Source organism: Pedobacter sp. MC2016-14, from assembly GCF_020991475.1.
Lineage (GTDB): Bacteria > Bacteroidota > Bacteroidia > Sphingobacteriales > Sphingobacteriaceae > Pedobacter.
Map to the genome: position 1 here is coordinate 122,663 of NZ_JAJMPA010000003.1, position 19,270 is coordinate 141,932.

At 41.4% G+C, this 19,270-nt stretch carries 20 protein-coding genes; 17 read left to right on the forward strand and 3 right to left on the reverse strand.

The window, feature by feature from the left end; genetic code table 11:
* Position 1: 1 nt before the first annotated feature.
* On the forward strand, positions 2-2,944 hold the full coding sequence (locus LPB86_RS15855) for a DNA polymerase III subunit alpha (protein WP_230645724.1): 2,943 nt from the start codon (positions 2-4) through the stop codon (positions 2,942-2,944).
* A 450-nt stretch (positions 2,945-3,394) separates the two neighbouring features.
* On the opposite strand, the gene LPB86_RS15860 is transcribed toward LPB86_RS15855, so the two are convergent.
* Positions 3,395-3,790 (reverse strand): hypothetical protein, encoded by a 396-nt coding sequence (locus LPB86_RS15860; RefSeq protein WP_230645726.1) that lies wholly within the window; start codon positions 3,788-3,790, stop codon positions 3,395-3,397.
* A gap of 370 nt (positions 3,791-4,160) precedes the next feature.
* Entirely contained in the window at positions 4,161-4,811 is a 651-nt protein-coding gene (locus LPB86_RS15865) for a hypothetical protein (protein ID WP_230645728.1), read from the reverse strand.
* Between the two features lie 261 nt (positions 4,812-5,072).
* On the opposite strand from LPB86_RS15865, the gene LPB86_RS15870 reads away from it, so the two are divergent.
* The 3 genes from LPB86_RS15870 to LPB86_RS15880 all read left to right on the forward strand — a co-directional run bounded on the left by LPB86_RS15870 (position 5,073) and on the right by LPB86_RS15880 (position 7,719).
* Positions 5,073-5,624 (forward strand): hypothetical protein, encoded by a 552-nt coding sequence (locus LPB86_RS15870; RefSeq protein ID WP_230645730.1) that lies wholly within the window; start codon positions 5,073-5,075, stop codon positions 5,622-5,624.
* Between the two features lie 395 nt (positions 5,625-6,019).
* On the forward strand, positions 6,020-6,667 hold the full coding sequence (locus tag LPB86_RS15875) for a DUF4433 domain-containing protein (protein WP_230645732.1): 648 nt from the start codon (positions 6,020-6,022) through the stop codon (positions 6,665-6,667).
* Complete coding sequence (locus LPB86_RS15880; protein ID WP_230645734.1) at positions 6,667-7,719, forward strand: macro domain-containing protein; 1,053 nt, start codon at positions 6,667-6,669, stop codon at positions 7,717-7,719. The genes LPB86_RS15875 and LPB86_RS15880 overlap by 1 nt, the downstream gene beginning before the upstream one ends.
* A gap of 233 nt (positions 7,720-7,952) precedes the next feature.
* Here LPB86_RS15880 and LPB86_RS15885 read toward each other — a convergent pair whose 3' ends face one another.
* Positions 7,953-8,675 carry a hypothetical protein gene (locus LPB86_RS15885; protein ID WP_230645736.1) on the reverse strand — a complete coding sequence of 241 codons (723 nt, stop codon included), beginning with the start codon at positions 8,673-8,675 and terminating at the stop codon, positions 7,953-7,955.
* A gap of 159 nt (positions 8,676-8,834) precedes the next feature.
* Between LPB86_RS15885 and LPB86_RS15890 the strand changes: the two genes are divergently transcribed.
* The 13 genes from LPB86_RS15890 (at position 8,835) to LPB86_RS15950 (ending at position 19,265) form a co-directional block, all read left to right on the forward strand.
* Complete coding sequence (locus LPB86_RS15890) at positions 8,835-9,014, forward strand: Rpn family recombination-promoting nuclease/putative transposase (protein WP_230645738.1); 180 nt, start codon at positions 8,835-8,837, stop codon at positions 9,012-9,014.
* A 17-nt stretch (positions 9,015-9,031) separates the two neighbouring features.
* Positions 9,032-9,223 carry a hypothetical protein gene (locus tag LPB86_RS15895; RefSeq protein WP_230645740.1) on the forward strand — a complete coding sequence of 64 codons (192 nt, stop codon included), beginning with the start codon at positions 9,032-9,034 and terminating at the stop codon, positions 9,221-9,223.
* A 71-nt stretch (positions 9,224-9,294) separates the two neighbouring features.
* On the forward strand, positions 9,295-9,696 hold the full coding sequence (locus LPB86_RS15900) for a hypothetical protein (protein ID WP_230645742.1): 402 nt from the start codon (positions 9,295-9,297) through the stop codon (positions 9,694-9,696).
* Between the two features lie 108 nt (positions 9,697-9,804).
* A complete protein-coding gene (locus LPB86_RS15905) occupies positions 9,805-10,530 on the forward strand; it encodes a hypothetical protein (RefSeq protein WP_230645744.1) in 726 nt (241 codons plus the stop codon).
* Between the two features lie 72 nt (positions 10,531-10,602).
* Positions 10,603-11,757: an XdhC family protein gene (locus LPB86_RS15910; protein WP_230645745.1), complete on the forward strand. Its 1,155-nt coding sequence runs from the start codon at positions 10,603-10,605 to the stop codon at positions 11,755-11,757.
* Entirely contained in the window at positions 11,757-12,353 is a 597-nt protein-coding gene (locus tag LPB86_RS15915; RefSeq protein WP_230645747.1) for an NTP transferase domain-containing protein, read from the forward strand. Before LPB86_RS15910 ends, LPB86_RS15915 begins: the two co-directional genes overlap by 1 nt.
* 7 nt (positions 12,354-12,360) lie before the next feature.
* On the forward strand, positions 12,361-13,341 hold the full coding sequence (gene moaA / locus LPB86_RS15920) for a GTP 3',8-cyclase MoaA (protein WP_230645749.1): 981 nt from the start codon (positions 12,361-12,363) through the stop codon (positions 13,339-13,341).
* Between the two features lie 8 nt (positions 13,342-13,349).
* A complete protein-coding gene (glp, locus tag LPB86_RS15925) occupies positions 13,350-14,531 on the forward strand; it encodes a gephyrin-like molybdotransferase Glp (protein ID WP_230645752.1) in 1,182 nt (393 codons plus the stop codon).
* Between the two features lie 10 nt (positions 14,532-14,541).
* A complete protein-coding gene (locus LPB86_RS15930; RefSeq protein WP_230645754.1) occupies positions 14,542-14,775 on the forward strand; it encodes a MoaD/ThiS family protein in 234 nt (77 codons plus the stop codon).
* Position 14,776: 1 nt separating this feature from the next.
* On the forward strand, positions 14,777-15,868 hold the full coding sequence (gene moeB, locus LPB86_RS15935) for a HesA/MoeB/ThiF family protein (RefSeq protein WP_230645756.1): 1,092 nt from the start codon (positions 14,777-14,779) through the stop codon (positions 15,866-15,868).
* Complete coding sequence (locus tag LPB86_RS15940; protein WP_230645758.1) at positions 15,865-16,293, forward strand: molybdenum cofactor biosynthesis protein MoaE; 429 nt, start codon at positions 15,865-15,867, stop codon at positions 16,291-16,293. Before moeB ends, LPB86_RS15940 begins: the two co-directional genes overlap by 4 nt.
* A 2-nt stretch (positions 16,294-16,295) precedes the next feature.
* On the forward strand, positions 16,296-17,204 hold the full coding sequence (moaCB, locus tag LPB86_RS15945) for a bifunctional molybdenum cofactor biosynthesis protein MoaC/MoaB (RefSeq protein ID WP_230645760.1): 909 nt from the start codon (positions 16,296-16,298) through the stop codon (positions 17,202-17,204).
* Positions 17,205-17,297: 93 nt separating this feature from the next.
* A complete protein-coding gene (locus LPB86_RS15950) occupies positions 17,298-19,265 on the forward strand; it encodes a tetratricopeptide repeat-containing sensor histidine kinase (RefSeq protein WP_230645762.1) in 1,968 nt (655 codons plus the stop codon).
* Positions 19,266-19,270 lie beyond the last annotated feature (5 nt).

A 19,270-nucleotide genomic window follows, 5' to 3' on the forward strand; every position in this document is an offset into this window, starting at 1 on the left:
CATGTACCTGAACATCCATTCTCATTACAGCCTGCGCTATGGTACGCTATCCATCAAAACACTGGTAGAGGAAGCGCAGGCCAGGGGCATTACCCAAATGGTGCTGACCGACATCAACAACAGCACCGGGGTAATGGAGTTTATGCGCGAATGCCGTAAAAAGCAGATCAAACCCATTGGCGGCATGGAATTCCGCAGGGATAAAAAACTACTGTACATTGGCATTGCCCAGAACAGGGAAGGCATGAAGGAGCTGAACGATTTTTTAACGGAATACAACCTCGCCCAAAGGGAACTGCCCGATTTGCCGCCTGAATTTAAAAATGCCTATACCATTTATCCTTTTGGCCATAAACAGGAACTTAAAGGCAACGAATACATCGGCATCCGCTTTGATGAATTGCACCAGTTGTACAACAAAACATTGGATGCGCTGCAACATAAACTGCTGGTGCTGCAGCCGGTATTTGTAGCTGGCAAAATTGGCTACCGCTTGCATGAATACCTAAGGGGCATAGACCTCAATACCCTGATTACGATGGTAGAGCAGGAAGACAAATGCAAATCCACCGACCTGTTTTTGAAGCCCGGTGAACTGGAAGCCAAATTTGTAAAGTATGCTTTTATTTTAGACAATACCCGTAAGCTGATGGACAGTTGTGTGATGGACTATCCTGAAGGTAAGCTAAAACTGAACCGGAAGAATTTTACAGGCAATGCCAGGGACGATCAATCGCTGCTGGAAAAGCTGGCCATGGAAGGGATGCTGTACCGTTATGGGGATAAAAATAAGGAAGCTTTACGGCGACTTAAAAAGGAATTGAAGGTAGTGGTAGACCTGGATTTTTGCGCCTATTTTTTAATCACGAACGACATCATCCAATACTCCATGCGCAGGGGTTATTACCATGTGGGCAGGGGTTCTGGTGCCAACAGCATTGTGGCCTATTGTCTTCGCATTACCGATGTAGACCCCATAGCGCTGGACTTGTATTTTGAACGCTTTTTAAATGCAGAGCGGACCAGTCCGCCGGATTTTGACCTGGATTTTAGCTGGGACGAAAGGGAAGATGTGCAGGATTATATTTTTAAGCGTTATGGCCGGGAGCATACGGCATTGCTGGGCACCATGACCACTTTTAAAGACCGCTCCATCATCCGCGAGATCGGTAAAGTAATGGGTTTGCCTAAAACAGAAATTGATGGCTTTACCGATCCAAGCCGGTCGGCTGCAAACCGCAATAACGATACCTTTAAAAAGATCATGCTGATTTATGAGTTGATGGGGAATATGCCCAACCAGCGGAGCATCCATGCAGGCGGGGTATTGATTTCTGAAGAGCCCATTACCTATTATACTGCGCTGGATTTGCCACCCAAAGGCATGCCTACCGTGCAATGGGACATGTATGAGGCGGAAGAGATTGGATATGATAAATACGATATTCTTTCCCAAAGGGGCATCGGGCACATTAAGGAAACGGTGAAACTGGTACTGCAAAACCAGCAGAAACACATCGACATCCATCAGGTAAGGGCTTTTATGAAAGACCCCAACCTAAACAACAGGCTAAAAACCGGCGATACCATAGGTTGTTTTTACATTGAGTCGCCAGCCATGCGACAACTGCTCAGCAAGCTGAATTGCGACAATTACTTGACCCTGGTAGCGGCCAGTTCCATCATCAGGCCCGGTGTAGCACAATCTGGCATGATGAAAACCTATATTCAGAACTACCACCAGCCAGATGCTGTAAAATACCTGCACCCGGTGATGGAAGAGAAACTGAAAGAAACCTTTGGCGTAATGGTATACCAGGAAGATGTGATTAAAGTTTGCATCCATTACGGAGGGATGGACGGTACCGATGCCGACATCTTGCGCAGGGGCATGAGCGGCAAATACCGTTCGAGGGTAGAGTTTGACCGTTTGGTAGAGAAGTTCCATGAGGGGGCCGGAATGTTGGGCAGACCGGTGGAGATCACCAAAGAAGTTTGGCGCCAGGTTTCTTCCTTTGCGGGCTATAGTTTTTCTAAAGCCCATTCGGCCAGTTTTGCGGTAGAGAGTTACCAGAGTTTGTTTTTAAAAACCTATTACCCCAAAGAATTTATGGTAGGGGTGCTGAACAATTACGGCGGTTTTTACAACAGGTGGCTGTACGTGCATGAATTGAAGAAAGCAGGGGCAAAGGTTCATTTGCCTTGCGTAAACCAAAGTAGCGCCGTGGTTTCCATTTGTGGTGATGAAGCGTACCTGGGCTTTACGGGCATCCAGGGATTGGAAGGTAAACTCATGGCGCTGATTCCCGAAGAACGCAGACAGGGCGGGGCATATGTGGATCTGGAAGATTTTGTAAAACGGACAGAAATTGGCCTGGAGCAGGCTGTGGTGCTGATCCGCTGCGGGGCCTTGCGCTTTACAGGAAAGAGCAAAAAGACTTTGCTTTGGGAAGTGCATGCTTTGTTGGGGCAAAAATCAAAACCAAATAACCATGCGGAGCTTTTCCACCTGGAGGTTAAAAAATATGCCCTGCCCGAGCTGGTGAATACCAAATTGGAAGACGCCTATCACGAACTGGAATTGCTGGGCTTCCCGCTTAGTTTATCGATGTTTGATTTGCTGAAAACCCCTTACCGGGGCGAAGTGAAGACCAAACAACTGATCAGCCACATTGGGCGAACGGTACGCATGGTGGGCTTGTACGTTTGCGAAAAAACGGTGCACACCAAAAACAACAAGAAAATGTGGTTCGGAACCTTTCTGGATGCCGATGGAAACTTTTTTGATACCACTCATTTCCCCAACAATACACCCATATATCCATTTAGGGGAACAGGCTGTTACCTGATCCAGGGAAAAGTAGTAAGTGATTTCGGCTTTCCGAGTGTTGAGGTAGAAAGGTTTGCAAAACTGCCTATTCTAGACAATCCCGTCATGGCTTAGCCCACTGGCAATGCGATCTTTCCTTTACTCCAATAACAACTGTTCCAAAATGCATTCAATATCCCGACAATTGGGCAGAAAGACCAGGGAAATTCAAAGGAAAGTTGAAGGAAAGTTGAAGGAAACTGGAAGATTCCGACGTATTTGATACGAGGTTAGGTCGGTGTTTGTTCGGTTAGCATCGAAGAAACACCGACTGAACTACGTCGAAATTCCGATCCAATAGCGAATCAAACTTCGACTTTCCTCCCGGTTTCCTTCAATTTATGTTTAAGTTACCGTACAAGTTCCTTGCAGAAGTTCCTGGCTATTGCCATTTAATACACGCAACTGTGTTCGGTTCCAAAATGCTTTCCAGTAGCATTTAAATTTAATGCTTAGCATTAGCGTTTATTTTAACGACAAATTAAAAGAATCTCAGTTTTAGTGAAGTCAATTCAGTTGTAGAAATCAATTTTTCAGATGTAAGCATAAGGAGCCTTCATAACTCACAGACGTGCTGCGAATTTTATTCAACAAAAACTTGTCGTCCTTTAATAGTTCTGTTTCATGCAGCGTGCCACTTTTTAATAAAGCTACAATTAGCTTTGCCAGTTGCTGATTGGCATAAACATGTAGGGGGGCATTGTATAATTCATTATTCAGCCTTTTATACAGTTGGTTGATCCATTCTGCCTGTGCCAGGTCGGTCACTACAATTCTATCTTCCTGTAGCTTAATAAAAGGCAAAAAGTTTTTTGCCTGCAGTTTATTGATCAATCCCGAATGTACCGCATCCCGTAAAGTATAATCCAACCGGTCTGAGCAAAGCAGCGGCATGGGCTGCTCTAAAATCAGAAATGGCACTGAAGAACTTGATCAATGGGATAGCCAAAAATATAGCCCCACTATGCAAAACTGCCAATTTTAGATAATCCGGTCATGGCTTAAACGAAACTTTGGTAGGTTTTAACTATAAAAATATTACCTTTTGGTTAAATTTAGAACTCCTTATGGGCATATGGTAGACATCTAAGAGTAAGGAGTGTATAAGGTACGAGGCAATAAGACAGAGAAGCCACAGCAAACCCAGAGCAATCGCACAGAAAACCCACACAACGTATGCGTTTTTTGTGGATTTTCTGTGCCTTTAGTGGGCCTTTATCTTGGTTTTAATATGGTAATGGTTGGTTCGATGTGTGCTAGTATGCAGCAGTTGATCAGGAAGGTATTTAATTTAAAGTTTAGAGAGTTCTTCAATACTAAGACCAGTAGCATCAGAGATGATCTCTAATGAGATACCTTTGTTGATAAAATTTCTAGCAATCTGTTTTTTTTCTTCAAGCGCTTTTTCCATCGCTTTCTCCTGAGCTTTCAATTCACCTATTGCGATGCCGTCTTCTAAACTTTGTTTAACTGCTCTGCCAACTAATATATCTTTAACTGTCATAGGTACTGTCCTTCCTGTTAGTTGTTCTACTTCTTTTTCAAAGGTCGTGAACATTTGTGGGTTTTCAAAATTTACATAGTAAGTCAAAAACATCATAACTGCATTATGTTTTATTTGACTTACTTTTCTCTTAGTCAGTTCAGTAGCTAAATCGAGCTTCATGTTTTTCAGTTCATGATCATTGGCGTTTTTATGTTTTAAAGCCAGCAAAACCACCAGTGCAATTACAGCAAAAATATTGGGGTTTTTTCTCAGTTCTGCTTCATCCTGATCCAGAAGTTTATAAGTATTAAACTCATAGCTAAGCTTTGTACCAAGATATTCATCGCAGTAGGGCAAGGGCATGTAACCTTTAACATCGTCAATTAAAATGGCGAATGCGGTAATGGATACGTTGTGTTTACCATTTTTTAAAGGCACGCTTACCAATTTATCCATGAAACGTACTTTACCGCTATTTTCTAAGTATTAAGGTAGAGAAGTCGCAAAACTACCAATTGTCAATAAAGTCAATTAAAATTATTTAATTTTTTTGGGTTGTTTACGCTTTTCAGTTGTTTTTATATTAAATGCAATCATCTGCGCTTTTCTGTAGCGTTGAAATGACTATTTTTCAATTAAAATTGGCTCTGGCTTTCAAAGCCTCACAATTCTATATACTTACGTTGTGTATTCTACTGGTATTCAATCAAATTAATTATGAAAAATGTTTCGGTCCTATTCTTAATTCTCTTTGTCTATTCAGGGTGCTCAAATGGCAGATCTAAAGACAACCAGCAATTTTTTTTTAAAAAAGATACAGTTTTAAGTCGCTATATTTCTCACAGCACTGGCGATAGTACAAAGAAAATATTTGAATGGTCGAAGGTGAACGATTTAAGGATTGTTGCCGGAGGTGACGTAAAGTTTATATTTCAAAAGGACGGTAAGATTAGAAAAATTTCAAGCCGAAATCAGATCGACACTTTAGATTATATACCATTTAAGATGACAGATCAGCAGAAACCCAAGATAGCCACTAGGCTTATTGGAGATAAATTTGAACTATTAGGCGTTTACGAAGATGAGACGGCAAAAAACAGCGGCTTGTATTTCGCCTTTTACAGATACAAAAATTATATCTTTATGCAGTGCCATGAGACGATCGGCTTTCTGGTCGGGATAGTATTATTTTCGCAAGATCAAGGGAACCCATTTAAGGAAAATGGAGTTGTCTTTCCTTATTCAAATAAGATTGTGTTTGAAAGATAAATTATTCAAAATCCTTTTAGCAAATTAAAACTACAATGCCCCCGAATACTATAAAATTTGGGGGCATTTTGTCGAAAGACAAGCAGAAAAAACAAGTTGCATCAAATTTTTAAACAGTTGGGAGGCATCTCCGTACCATATCCGCAGCAAAAATACAGAGAGCGCACAGCCGGAGTGTGGTTGTTCTGTGCTTACTGTTTTTTTAGTCTGAATTTGCTTTTTTTTCCTGCGGCTACGGTGGAGGTATTTTGAACGGTATAGGTATAGCTGAAATTTGTTTTTTGAGACATAAAAAGATTCCTCTATAAAAAGGATGGCAGGATAAGTTGCAAGAGGTAACCAGCAAAACATGAGCTTGTTGCTTTTACAAAGTTTGATTATTATTGTACAAAAAAATGCCAGGTCAACCGCCAAATATTGTAAAAATCTATCGAATTCTTCATGTGGATAACGTTGAGTATCTGCTGAAACATGGTCTTTTTAATCGTGAACATGAAAAAGCAGATCCCAATTACATCAATATTGGAGATAGTGATTTAATACGTAATAGACACGACTATCCCGTTGGTATTAACCCTCCTGGAGGTTCTTTAGGAGAATTTATTCCATTTTATTTTGGTAGACTTTCTCCAATGTTATTGAAAATAAAAACTGGTGGTAGTGGTGTAAATCGCCTTCCTCAAGAAAAAATTGTGTATATTGTTTGTAAAGTTGATGACATAGTCGATCAGTGCGGAGAATGGTGTTTTACAGATGGCCATGCAAAACAAAAGATTTCGGCGTTTTATAATAAATTGGATGATCTTGCTGAAGTTTATTGGGATAAAGTTGACCTTCGTTATTGGAATAATACAGAGGAAGATTTTGATAAAATGCGGCACAAACAAGCGGAGTTCTTGGTTAGATTTCATGTCCCGGTAAACTGTATTCTTGAGCTAGTTACTCATAATAAAAGTGTAGCTTTGCAAATTGAACAAACAGTCGAGAGATTAGGTTTAGAAATTCCCGTTAGGGTAGATCCTAGCGGTAACTATTATTATTAATGAGATTTTTAAAAGGTAATTTACTTACAGCTAAAGTTCAGGCATTGGTAAACACTGTCAACACTGTTGGTGTGATGGGGAAAGGCATTGCATTGCAATTTAAAGAACAGTTTCCTGAAAATTATAGACTATATGTGGCTGCGTGTAAAAAGAAAGAATTTAATATCGGTGATCTTTTAGTCGTAAAAGAGGTTACAATGCAAGGCGATCAATTAATTATTAATTTCCCAACTAAAACTGAATGGTTCAAAAAGTCACAATATGATTTTATTGAAAAAGGGTTGCAAAGATTAGCTGAGGTGATCGTTGATTACAAAATATCCAGTATAGCAATACCACCCCTAGGTTGCGGTAATGGCGGGTTAAAATGGGAGAAAGTTAAACCTATGATTGAGCAACATCTAGGTCATCTGTCTGACGTAGATATCCAAATCTTTGAACCTAATGAGGCGGTTAAGGAGTTACTTAAACAGGAGGAAAACAAGGACGTTAAATTAACTTCGGCACGAGCTATGCTATTATATGCTATGTTCTATTACGATTCTCTTGGTGAAAACACTAGTCTTTTTGTGGCCAATAAACTAGCATATTTTTTGCAGCGCTTAGGAGAGAAGTCGTTGAATAAGTTGAAGTTTACCGCCAGTCACTACGGTCCTTATAGCGTTGGAGTGGAACATGTCGTACATGCATTGAACGGAAAATATATTAAGGGTTTGGAGCAAATGAGTGCTAAGGCTTTTGAACCTTTGGATTTGCAATACGACAAATTAGACGAATTAAAAAATTATGTAAAAAAAGAGTTTACTGCTGAGCAGAAAACAAGACTCGCGAATCTAGTTAAATTGATTGATGGCTTTGAGTCAGCATTATCTTTGGAAATACTCGCTACAGTTGACTTTGTTAAAAAAGAAAATCCAGGTATAGATAGACAAGGAATAGTTGAAAAAATTGCAAAATGGTCTGAGCGCAAACAAAAATTGTTCAAACCTAGATACATCGATATCGCTGACCAACAATTGTCGGAATATAAAACTACATTTTCATTAAATTAACTGTTTTATTTTCAGTCCCCGCCTAAAAAAAAGATCTATCCATTGGCAAAGCACAATCGCGCTAAGCACGGTAAAAGGCTTTGATTTTATTGAAAGTAGCTTTCGCGGCCCCGATGTTTGGTAATCCTACGCAAGCAAATTGCCATCAGCATTATTGTTTTCGTTTAGGTTTTAGAATAACCTTGCAGCAAGAACCATGATCCTAAGATAATATATTGTTGGATCAAAATAATCTATTTGGTTTTATTCATCTTGAAGAAAAATGGTTTTTCTTCAACAACCACAGGCTTCGGCGCTGTAGCTAGTAATGCTCTAATGTCAGATCTTAAAAGCTTAATTGCTAAGTCTTTATTAATCATCTTCTTTTGGTCTTTGTCACTATCTGTAAATTGATACCAATAGCAATTTTCTGAAAGCCTTAATACGTTTGATGGCAGCGATTTTAATTGAAGGAATTCAGCATTTCCTGAGGTATTGAATACTTTTTCAACGTAAGCTATGCCAGGACGCAAATGTAATGGTGTTTTAATTTGTCGGTGTTTGGGTGAAACTTCAGCATCATGACCTTGAAGATATAGAATTCCGAATTTCTCCCGATCGCAATAGGTATTTAACAGAAGAACCTGATTAGAATCTAGCTTCAGAATAGCATTATAGGCGGGATATTGGTATCCCGCAAGCTCAAGCTCTTCAATAATTATAGGTGTTACCTCTAAAGTGCTTAACCAGGCAGTTGTAATTTGTTTTCCTGTTAACTGAAGGGAACTGGTTGGATTACCGGCATAAAAACAGCCGCTTCCCGCATAGCGGATATAAAAGTCGTAGTAATTGCTGGTGTCAATTTTTGATTCTATATTTTGGGCATTTGCATTAAAAGCCAATGCTAAAAGCAAAATGGATAAGAATTTTGCAGGCATATTACTGATCCTGGCGGGGCAGAGCACGAAATTGTTCATGTTTGAAAGTGAATTTTGATGCAGCTAAGTTAGTGAATTTAGCTAATTTTCCTTCTTGTTTTAAAAAAGAATTGGCTTTCTAAATTAAAAAGTACTTACTAGACATAAAATCAAAAATGATGTCCAAAATAAGAAAATCATAGCAGAAATGCTCCTAAATTGGGTTATAAATTCATAGAACTTCCTAACTTTGTAAAGAGAGAGGCTGAGCTTGTAACTGACAGAAATAAATGGATTTATCTGCTTAAAAACCTCAGCAGTATAGACAAAATACCTGCGGTATTAAACAAAAGGATGTTTCAGCAGGTTTTTAAGATAGCAGAACTTAATAAAAGCTAACAGAGGAGGAAAAAGCGATGTACAATTCAAGTTTAAAAGCTAAAATAGATTACGAGAATACAATTTCCTTTGCGGAAGAGAAGGCTTTTGAAAAAGGCCGCCATGAAGAGGCTTTGGAAATAGCCCGCAACTTGAAAAATAAAAAAATCGATATTTATATCATCTCGGATACAACTGGTTTGTCAATCCAGGAGATCGAAAAGCTATAGGGTAACTTAGAATAAATAGAAAAAGATCTATCCGTAGGTTACAATACAGTTTTACTTTCTAATCTTTAAATATGAAAACATTAGCAATTTTATGCTTTTTCTGGATTCAAATGACCTGCTGTATGGGAGCTGAAATATTGGACTGTAAACAAGATACAATACAACCAACATACAAAGAGGGCATCCCTTCCATAATGAAATATTTTAGCCAAAGAATTAGTCCTATCCTGAGCAAATGTGTGGATTTGGAAAAGGAGTCACCGCCCACTTCTTTACACATGGATATTGTCATTGATTCAAATGGTAAAGTTTTAAATGTGATTTTCGTTAGAGATAACGTTTCTCCTAAATGCAAGGTGGAAATTAAGAAAGAGGTTTTAACCATGGATTCTTGGACACCTGCGATGCTCAATGGTAAATCATTAAAGGGCACTTATCACTTTCGCATGAGTTGCATCTTATGGTCAATCTAAATCCTAGACAACCGTAAAAAAAAATAACATATAAATAGTAGATCGCATAATAGGCGGCTCTATTTTTGATCAACAAAGTTGCTATCTTAGTCGTCTAAATTGATACTAATGAAACGCACCATCTTACTGTTTTTTATCGCTGCCTCCTTTTATTCCTGTTCAAAAAAAAGCGATGGTCCGGAAGTACAAATTCCAATTGAGGGAACTTACATCAGCGCTAATAGTTTGGAGTTTAAGCCTATAAGGATGTTTACGGTAAATGGAGAAGTGCAAGATGTTCAAGTCATAGCTAATTTTGTGTCTCAAAAAAAACTTCAAGATTATTTTAGAGTGCAGCCGGGAAAAGTAGCACAGGAAATTGAGTTTTCGGTGGTTGTAAATGCTGATAAGTCTGTTGAGGCTAAGAATGGATCAGAAATAATTCAAGCTTCGCTAACCAATTATGAAGGAAACATTGCAAGAGTTACCGGGCAGGTTTCTGAGAATTGGATAATGTCATCTGGTGGGACATGTTTAGACAAGTTTAATAAGTTAAATTTAATGCGTTTTGATCATCTTGTAGACTGCCGTACCATTTCCCAATCTACGGGTTTTTCAAGAATGTGTAAGTCGCAAAAAGGATTTTTTATAATAGTGGAGACTGAAAAGCGTATATATTTACCTCTACAAAGTTATAGGTTATCCAACTATACCAAATTTAATGATGACTACAGTGAATGTTCATATGCGGCTTCAAATGAATGGAACTTGGTAAACCCGGACCATAATAAGAACCTTGGTTCAAATGACACCTTGATAGTTCAGGAGAAAAGGTTGATGTTAAACAAAAAGTAATTCGAAGCTCCCGTCCAGATCTGGAGATTTAGGTACAGAAATTGTGCTATATTGCTCTTAATTGCTTAATTCATGAAAGAGATTTTAGACATTATAGACGCTTATCAAAAGGCAAAGGCAGCAAATAAAAAAATGGCCCTGGCTACAGTGGTAGATGTAGAAGGATCATCTTACAGGCGGGCCGGAGCAAGAATGCTGGTTACGGAAGATGGACAACTTACAGGGGCCATTAGCGGCGGATGCCTGGAAGGGGATGCCTTACGAAAAGCTTTACTGGTGATTAACCAGCAGCACAATAAACTGGTTACTTACGATACCAATGACGAAGATGACGCCAAGTTTGGTGTGCAACTGGGCTGTAACGGCGTAGTGCACATCCTTTTTGAACCGATTGAACCAGAAAACCCCCTTCATCCGTTAAATTTACTGGAAGAGCTGTTTACGAAAAGACAGGAAGGTGTGCTGATTACACTGTTTTCCCTTGCGCATCCCCAGGATCCTGTTCCTGGAACTTCGGTATTGATTTTGGCTGATACAGTAGTGTCTGAATATGCGTTTAACGAGGATTTTAACGAAGAACTTTTTACAGAAGCCAGTCATGCACTGGTGAATAAAAAATCCTTTACGAAGGAATATCTTTTTGAGCAGCAGCTGCTGACGGCCTTTGTGGAGTTTATTCGTCCGCCGGTCTCTCTGCTGATTGCCGGTGCCGGCAATGACGTGTTGCCCGTGGTTGGCATGGCCAACCTGCTGGGCTGGGAAGTAACTTTGCTGGACGGGCGACCAACGCATGCAAACAGCTTGCGCTTTCCATTGGCAAACCGGATTTTAGTGGCTAAACCTGAGGACTGGCAAAACCTGGTTGAAATAGACGAGCAAACGGTAGTGGTGTTGATGACGCACAATTATAATTACGACCTGGCTGTATTGAAACATTTGTTGAAACAGCCTGCATGCACATATATTGGTAGTCTTGGGCCGAAGAAAAAACTGGAAAGGATGCTGGGGGATTTAAAAACGGCAGGACTGGTGCCTACCGCGCAGCAAATGAACAGCATATACGGGCCGGTAGGACTTGATCTTGGCGCAGAAACCGCGGAAGAAATAGCTCTTTCTATTGTTGCCGAGATTAAAAAGGTGCTGGCTGGAAAATCAGCCGGCTCTTTACGTGAAAAACAAGATGCCATACACCATACTTCAGGTACAACCGCCGTTATTGACATTTGATGGAACTGAAAAAAATAGGCATGGTTATCCTTGCTGCCGGTAATTCTGCCAGGATGGGAAAGCCAAAACAGTTGTTAAGGTATCAAAACAAAACGCTGCTGGCCAATGCCCTGGAGGCTGGAAAAGCAGTTGTTAAGGAATACCTGGTGCTGGTGCTTGGTGCCAATTACGAAGTTATAGCAGCCGAAGCGGAAAAATTTGACCTGCAAGTGCTGCGAAATCCCGATTGGGGACAAGGAATGGGGACTTCCATTGCTGCAGGAACCTCATGGCTTTGCGAAAGGTATCCGGATCTGGATGCGGTGGTAGTAAGTGTCTGCGATCAGCCTTACTTAAGTGCCGGGATATTTGAGCATTTAATTGAGGAGGCCAGGCGCACAGGTAAAAGCATTATTGCCAGTGCCTATGCGGGCACAGTAGGCGTACCCGTTCTGTTTACAAAGTATCATTTTAATGAATTAATACGTTTAACAGGAAAAGAAGGCGCAAAAACCTTACTTTTGAGTAATCAGCAGGATGTAGCCCTGGTGCCTTTTGAAAAAGGTGCGGTAGATATAGATACACCTGAAGACTACTATAAACTGGAAAATCCTTAAGATTGTTATGATAAAAGATGCCTATGGTCGTGTACACAATTATCTTCGGATATCTCTGACGGATAACTGTAATCTTCGCTGCTTTTATTGCATGCCCGAAGAAGAGTACGAGTTTACGCAAGCCTCTAAACTAATGCAGCTGGAAGAAATTGAAGCACTTGCCCAGCTTTTTGTGCGGGAGGGCGTAGATAAAATCCGCTTAACCGGCGGAGAGCCTTTTGTTAGAAAAGACGCCGGGCAGATCATTTTGGCTTTGTCTAAATTACCTGTAGAACTTTCATTAACAACCAATGGCGCAAGGATCCATCATTTTATGGAAATCTTACTCCAGGCCAGGATCAGCAGCATCAACATTAGCCTGGATACCCTGCAGGCAGAAAAATTTAATTTGATTACCCGTAGGGATTTATTTGCGCAGGTAAAGGCGAATGTTGAACTATTGTTACAGCATAACATTAAAGTAAAGATTAATGTGGTAGTGATGAAAGGGCTGAACGACATGGAGATCAATGATTTTATAGCCTGGACTGAAACTGCCAGACTGGAAATACGTTTTATAGAATTTATGCCCTTTGCAGGAAACAGGTGGACCAGCAACCAGGTGGTATCTCTGGCAGAAATTCTGGAGCAGGTGGGCACAAAATATGAATATACAGCCTTGCCTTCGGGCTTAAACGATACGGCGAAACACTATCAGGTACCGGGGCATACCGGAACTTTTGCGGTGATTAGTACCATGACGGCACCTTTTTGCAGTACTTGTAACCGGATGCGCCTGACAGCCGATGGCAAGTTGAAAAATTGCCTCTTCTCTAAAGGAGAAATGGATTTACTGGGTCCGTTGAGATTGGGGGCTGATGTTTTACCCTTAATAAAAACATGCATCGGCAGCAAAGCCAAAGCTTTAGGCGGTCAGTTCTCTGGCTTGTTTGAGCATCTGGAAGCCGATACAATACACAATAGAAGTATGATTACCATTGGTGGCTAATTAAATTTATGATTTCTGTAGCAGCAGCGAAAAAACTTATTCAGCAACATACCAGCCGCTTACCCGCGGTTGTATTGCCTTTAGCTAAGGCGAGAGGCAGGATTTTGGCCAGCGATGTGTATGCTGGCTTGGACATTCCGGCTTTTGAACAATCTTCTATGGATGGCTATGCCATACGCTTTGAGGACAAAGACACTGCTTTGCCGGTAACCGGAGAAATGCAGGCCGGTGTAAAAGTTAACTTTAGCTTGCCAGCAGGGCGTGCGGCAAGGATTTTTACAGGAGCGCCTTTGCCGGATGGTGCTGATACCGTGGTAATGCAGGAAAAAGTGCGCTTTAATGATGGGCAAATACTCATTTTAGATACAACACTAAAAAAAGGCGACAATGTAAGAAATAAAGGCGCCGAAGTTAAACAGGGCAATTTGGCGATGGCGAAGGATAGTAAGCTGACGCCGGCTGCAATTGGTTTTTTGGCAGGGATTGGTTACGCGGAGGTTTCGGTATATGGGCTGCCCCTTGTAGGTTTGATTACCACGGGGGATGAACTGCAGGACCCGGGGAAGGACCTGGCTTTTGGGCAGGTATATGAGTCTAACTCGCTTGCGTTAAGCGCGGCTTTGGCTGCCGCCGGCATAGTAGACATCAATTTATATCAGGCCAGGGACAATTTTGAGGAGCTGACCGAAATATTGCGGGAGGCTATGGTGCAGAACGATGTGGTGCTGCTTACTGGTGGCGTGAGTGTGGGTGATTATGATTTTGTGGTCAGCTCTGCCGGGCAACTTGGTGTACAACAAATTTTTCACAAAATTAAGCAGAAGCCCGGAAAGCCCCTTTATTTTGGCCTGCAGGATGGTTGTTTGGTATTTGGTTTGCCTGGAAACCCTTCTTCAGTTTTGAGTTGTTATTACAATTATGTGTTGCCGGCACTTAACTTGATGTTGGGAAAAGCAGAGCCGGAAGAGCTTGTTAAACTGGAATTGACCCATGGCTATGTAAAAGCAGCGGGACTGACCCATTTTTTAAAAGGGATCAGTTTAAATGGAAAGGTGACCCCGCTACATGCACAGGAGTCCTTTCGTTTAAGTTCTTTTGCACAGGCCAACTGTTTAATTGTACTGGAAGAAGCCCGGGATAATTTTGAGGCAGGAGAGTTGGTAGAAGTGCTACTTTTGCCGGAATATTAAAATGGAAAGGATGGAAGTGAAGATTTTATTTTTTGGACAGCTGGCTGCACAAGTAGCGCAGGAGCAGCTGTACCTGAAAGACATGAAGGATACGGATGAAGTATTGAAGCAATTGGCAGAAAGTTATCCCTTTTTTAAAAAGGCGGCGTATTCTGTTGCGGTAGATCAAAAAATTATTAAAGAAAATACAAGATTAAACCCTGGTGCTGTAGTGGCCTTACTACCACCGTTTTCGGGAGGTTAAGATGACAGACGAGAGTTATAATGAACGTTACAGCAGGCAAATGATTTTGCAGGATTTTGGTTTGAAGGGACAAGAAAAACTTGGCGCTGCCAAAGTGCTGGTGATTGGTGCCGGAGGACTGGGATGTCCGGCATTGCTGTATCTTGCTGCGGCAGGAATTGGTACCATTGGTATTGCGGATGATGATGTGGTAACGCTGAGCAACCTGCACAGACAAGTGTTGTACAGCACAGCAGATATTGGCACAGCCAAGGTAAGTGCTGCAGCTTTGAAATTAAGCAATTTGAACCCTGAAATTGTTGTGCAGCAGCATAGGGAGAAAGTGGTGTATGAAAATGCGAGGGAGATTATTGGCGGCTATGACTATGTGATTGACGGTACGGATAATTTTGCCGCAAGGTATTTAATTAATGACGTATGTGTGTTGATGAACAAACCACTGGTTTTTGGAGCGGTAAGCCGTTACCAGGGACAGCTGGCTGTTTTTAACGTACCAGGAGAAAATTTGGAGAAAACGAATTACAGAGATTTGTTTCCCATCCCACCGAAAGCAAGCGAAGTACCAAGTTGTGAAGAGGCTGGTGTGCTGGGCGCATTGCCGGGTATCATTGGTGCGATGCAGGCCGCCGAAGTGATTAAGTTAATTACAGGAATAGGTGAGCCATTGGTTAATAAAGTTTTGATGTATAATGCGTTAAACCATGATTTTTATAAGGTTGCTTTAAGTCCGACGGCTCTGGGCGAAAGCCTGGTGGTGGGTTATGAGGAACCAATTGAGGAGATTGATGCTGTAGCCTTTAGAGCCTTGCTGGAACAGCCATCTACCCTGGTGATAGATGTACGTGAACGTGGGGAAATGCCATCGCTGAGCGGAATTGCGCAACTGCACATTCCCATGTCTGAATTTGATGTAGAACTGGTGGTTCCCGAAGAACACCTAATTTTAGTTTGCCAGCATGGCATCCGTAGTTTACATGCGGCAGAAATGTTGCAGGAATGGTTTGGGCAGACAAAGAAACTATATAGTTTAAAAGGTGGCGTTAGCCGTTTGGGCAGCGAGTTTTTATCATCACTAGCACCTGAAGGAAATTGAAAAACATTTTTGTAAAAGGACCGATATTACCCGAGCTGATTGCTAAAAGTATTGCCGGGCACAGTACTAAAACGAACATTGGCGCGCACAATATCTTTTTGGGACAAGTGAGGCGGGATGACATTGCCGGTAAGTTTGTAGCGGCCATTGAATACACTACCTACGAAGAAATGGCTTTGCAAACGATGGAAGAAATCAGGGAAGCGATTTTTGCCAAATATGATTTGACCTGCATGCATGTTTACCACAGTTTGGGAAATGTTAAAGCAGGTGAAATATGCCTGTTCGTCTTTTGTTCTTCAGCACACCGAAAAGCCGCAATTTCTGCCTGCGAAGAATTGGTAGAGCGCATTAAGGCCGAACTGCCAATTTGGGGCAGGGAAATTTTTGAGGACGACAGTTACACCTGGAAGGAGAATAAATAAGCATGGTAAACATTACACATAAATCAAGTTCGCTGCGGATTGCGATAGCGACAGCGGTGCTTACCGTATCAAAACCTGAAACCATTGCCGCTATTGAACAAAGGAAAGTGCCTAAAGGCGACGTGTTTGAATTTGCCCGTGCGGCAGGTTTACTGGGCGTTAAGCGGACCAGTGATGTGATCCCCGACTGCCATCCGCTACCTGTAGAATTTACAGCCATTACTTATGCCATTGAAGGTTTAAACATCATCATTAGCGTGGAGGTGCATACCATTTATAAAACTGGTGTAGAGGTGGAGGCCATGCATGGTGCTTCTGTAACTGCGCTCACCATGTATGACATGCTGAAACCCATTGACAAGGCTGTAGAAATTAGTAGCATTAGGTTAAGGGAAAAATCTGGTGGCAAGACTGACTTTTTAAAAGGTCCTTTTACCAATTTGAAAGCAGCAGTGGTGGTTTGTTCGGATACCGTTTCGCAGGATGCGGGATTGGATACTTCTGGAAAAGCCGTGATCGCTAAATTGGAACAATATGGCATAGAAACCCTGGTCTATGAAGTGATTCCGGATGATTTTGAGCAGATCCAGAACAAAGCCAGGGCCTTATCTGCCGGGCCGTACCAACTGTTGATTTTTACAGGTGGAACCGGCCTTTCCGAGCGTGATGTTACACCTGATGCCATAGGTCCTTTACTGGAGCGGACCATTCCGGGTGTGATGGAAACGGCCCGTGCTTATGGGCAGGCCAGGATGCCTTATGCTATGTTATCCAGAGGCCTGGCGGGCTTTATAGGCAATACATTGGTGCTGACTTTGCCCGGTTCTAAAAAAGGAGTGGAAGAGACTATGGATGCGATATTTCCACAACTTTTGCATGTGTTTAAAGTTAAAGCCGGTACAAGGCATTAGTCATGCCACTGAAATATATTTTTAAGGCTTTGTTATACCATAGCTAAAGTTTTAACTTTGATACCTTATACCTCGGGATACCAAATTTAGCCTATGTTTCAAATACCATTTCCGGTTTCATTTGTCATCGCTTTTCTGTTTTTGTTACCAGATGGCCTTGCACAAATTAAGGAAGCAGCTGAAGCTTCTGTGATAGACCGATATGAGAAATTGATTCAACACTACCGGTACGACAATCCTGATTCTGCAAGCTATTATGCTGAATTGGGTTTAAAACATTCCGTTCAAAACCATGACCTCGAAGGCGAAGCGAAAATGCTGCACCAAATGGGCATGATTGATGACAATCTTGGGAATTTTAACGATTCCAGGCAGAAATACCTTAGGGCGCTTGAATTGTATAAGGAATTAAAGATTTATAGCGGGGTAAGCAAACTTAATGTGAGACTGGGGGTGGTAGAAAACCGAAAAGGGAATTACGATAAGGCCATTGCTTATTTTTTTATAGCCCTGAAGCTGAGCGAAAAAACGAAGAACAAAGCAGGCATCATGGAAGCTTATGTAACGCTAGGGGAAGTTTACGCGCATCAAAAGAATTTTAACAAGGCCCTTGTTTACTACAAAATGGCCGAGCAATTAAGTGAGCAAGTCCCTTTCTTTAACATCACCCTGAATATGTACAATGACATGGGCGTGTGTTATACCGAAATGAGGAATTATGCTGCGGCAAAAGCTTACCTGACCAAGGGCATAGGTTTGAGTAATACCAAAGAGATGATGGGCCTGCACATTTCCATGACGAATAACCTTGCAAGGGTATATTTTGATTCGGGTGATTCGGCGATGGCGATCAAACTTTATAAAGATGCCTTAAAGAAATCAAGGGAGATCCATAATTTTATACGCGAGGTGGGGAGTTTAAAAGGGCTTGCCCAATGCTACAAACGTAGAAATCCGCTGGTGGCTTTAAACTACCTTGATCAGGCTTTAAGTTTGGCCAAACAAAAAAAAGCCAATAAAATAGTACTGGAACTTTTGGATGTGATTGCAGGCTTGCAAAGTGAACTTGGCGACTACAAGGCAGCCTATTTGGCCAAGCAGCAACAATATACCATTGCCGATAGTTTTTATTATAAAGAGATCTCTGAAAGAATTTCCAGTCTTCAGGCCCAGTATGAACTGGGGAAATCTAAAGCAGATGTGCAGGAATTAAAATTCTTAAACAATCAGCAAAAGCTGGAAAGAAGGATCCTCATTGTGATTTTGAGTTGTACGGTAGTGATCATTAGTTTTTTAGGTTTTTACTTTATTAAAGTGCGGAAACTGAATTTGCTGCTGAATAAATCTAATGCCGCGCTCAGTTCTTCAAATAACGTAAAAGATAAGCTCTTTTCGATTCTGGGACATGATTTAAGGTCGCCGATAGCTTCAATTTTGAATGTATTGGACCTGATTAACGAGGGGATGTTGACGGAAGAAGAACAGCAGATGATCATGAAGAAACTGGCCCTGAACTGCAGTACCTCTATGGAGACGCTTGACCTATTGCTTAAATGGGGGCAAATGCAGCTGAAGGGAATTTTAATTAACCAGGTGGAGTTTAATGCGCTGGATTTGCTGGAACGTAATTTACAGGCGCTGCAGGCTACGGCAGAAGAAAAATCTATTACCATTAGCAATGAGCTGTCAGCAGATGTCAGGTTGCTGGCAGATGCAGACCATTTTGACTTTATTTGTAGAAACCTGGTCTCTAATGCCATCAAGTTTACCCCAAATGGGGGCGCTGTAGTGGTATGGGCAGAGCAAGTGTTGGTTGAAGGTAAAATTGAGCGCATGAAATTTTGTGTGCAGGATAATGGCATAGGGATTGAAAGCAGCAGGTTGCTAACAATATTTGGCATTGATAATGTGAGCACCAACGGTACCAATAATGAGAAAGGAACCAGTTTAGGCCTGGTGATCTGCAAAGAATTTGTGGAGGCCAACGGCGGTAACATCTGGGTAGAAAGTACTGTTGGAAAAGGGGCGAAGTTTTTCTTTACCCTTAAAACTGCCCTTTAAAATTT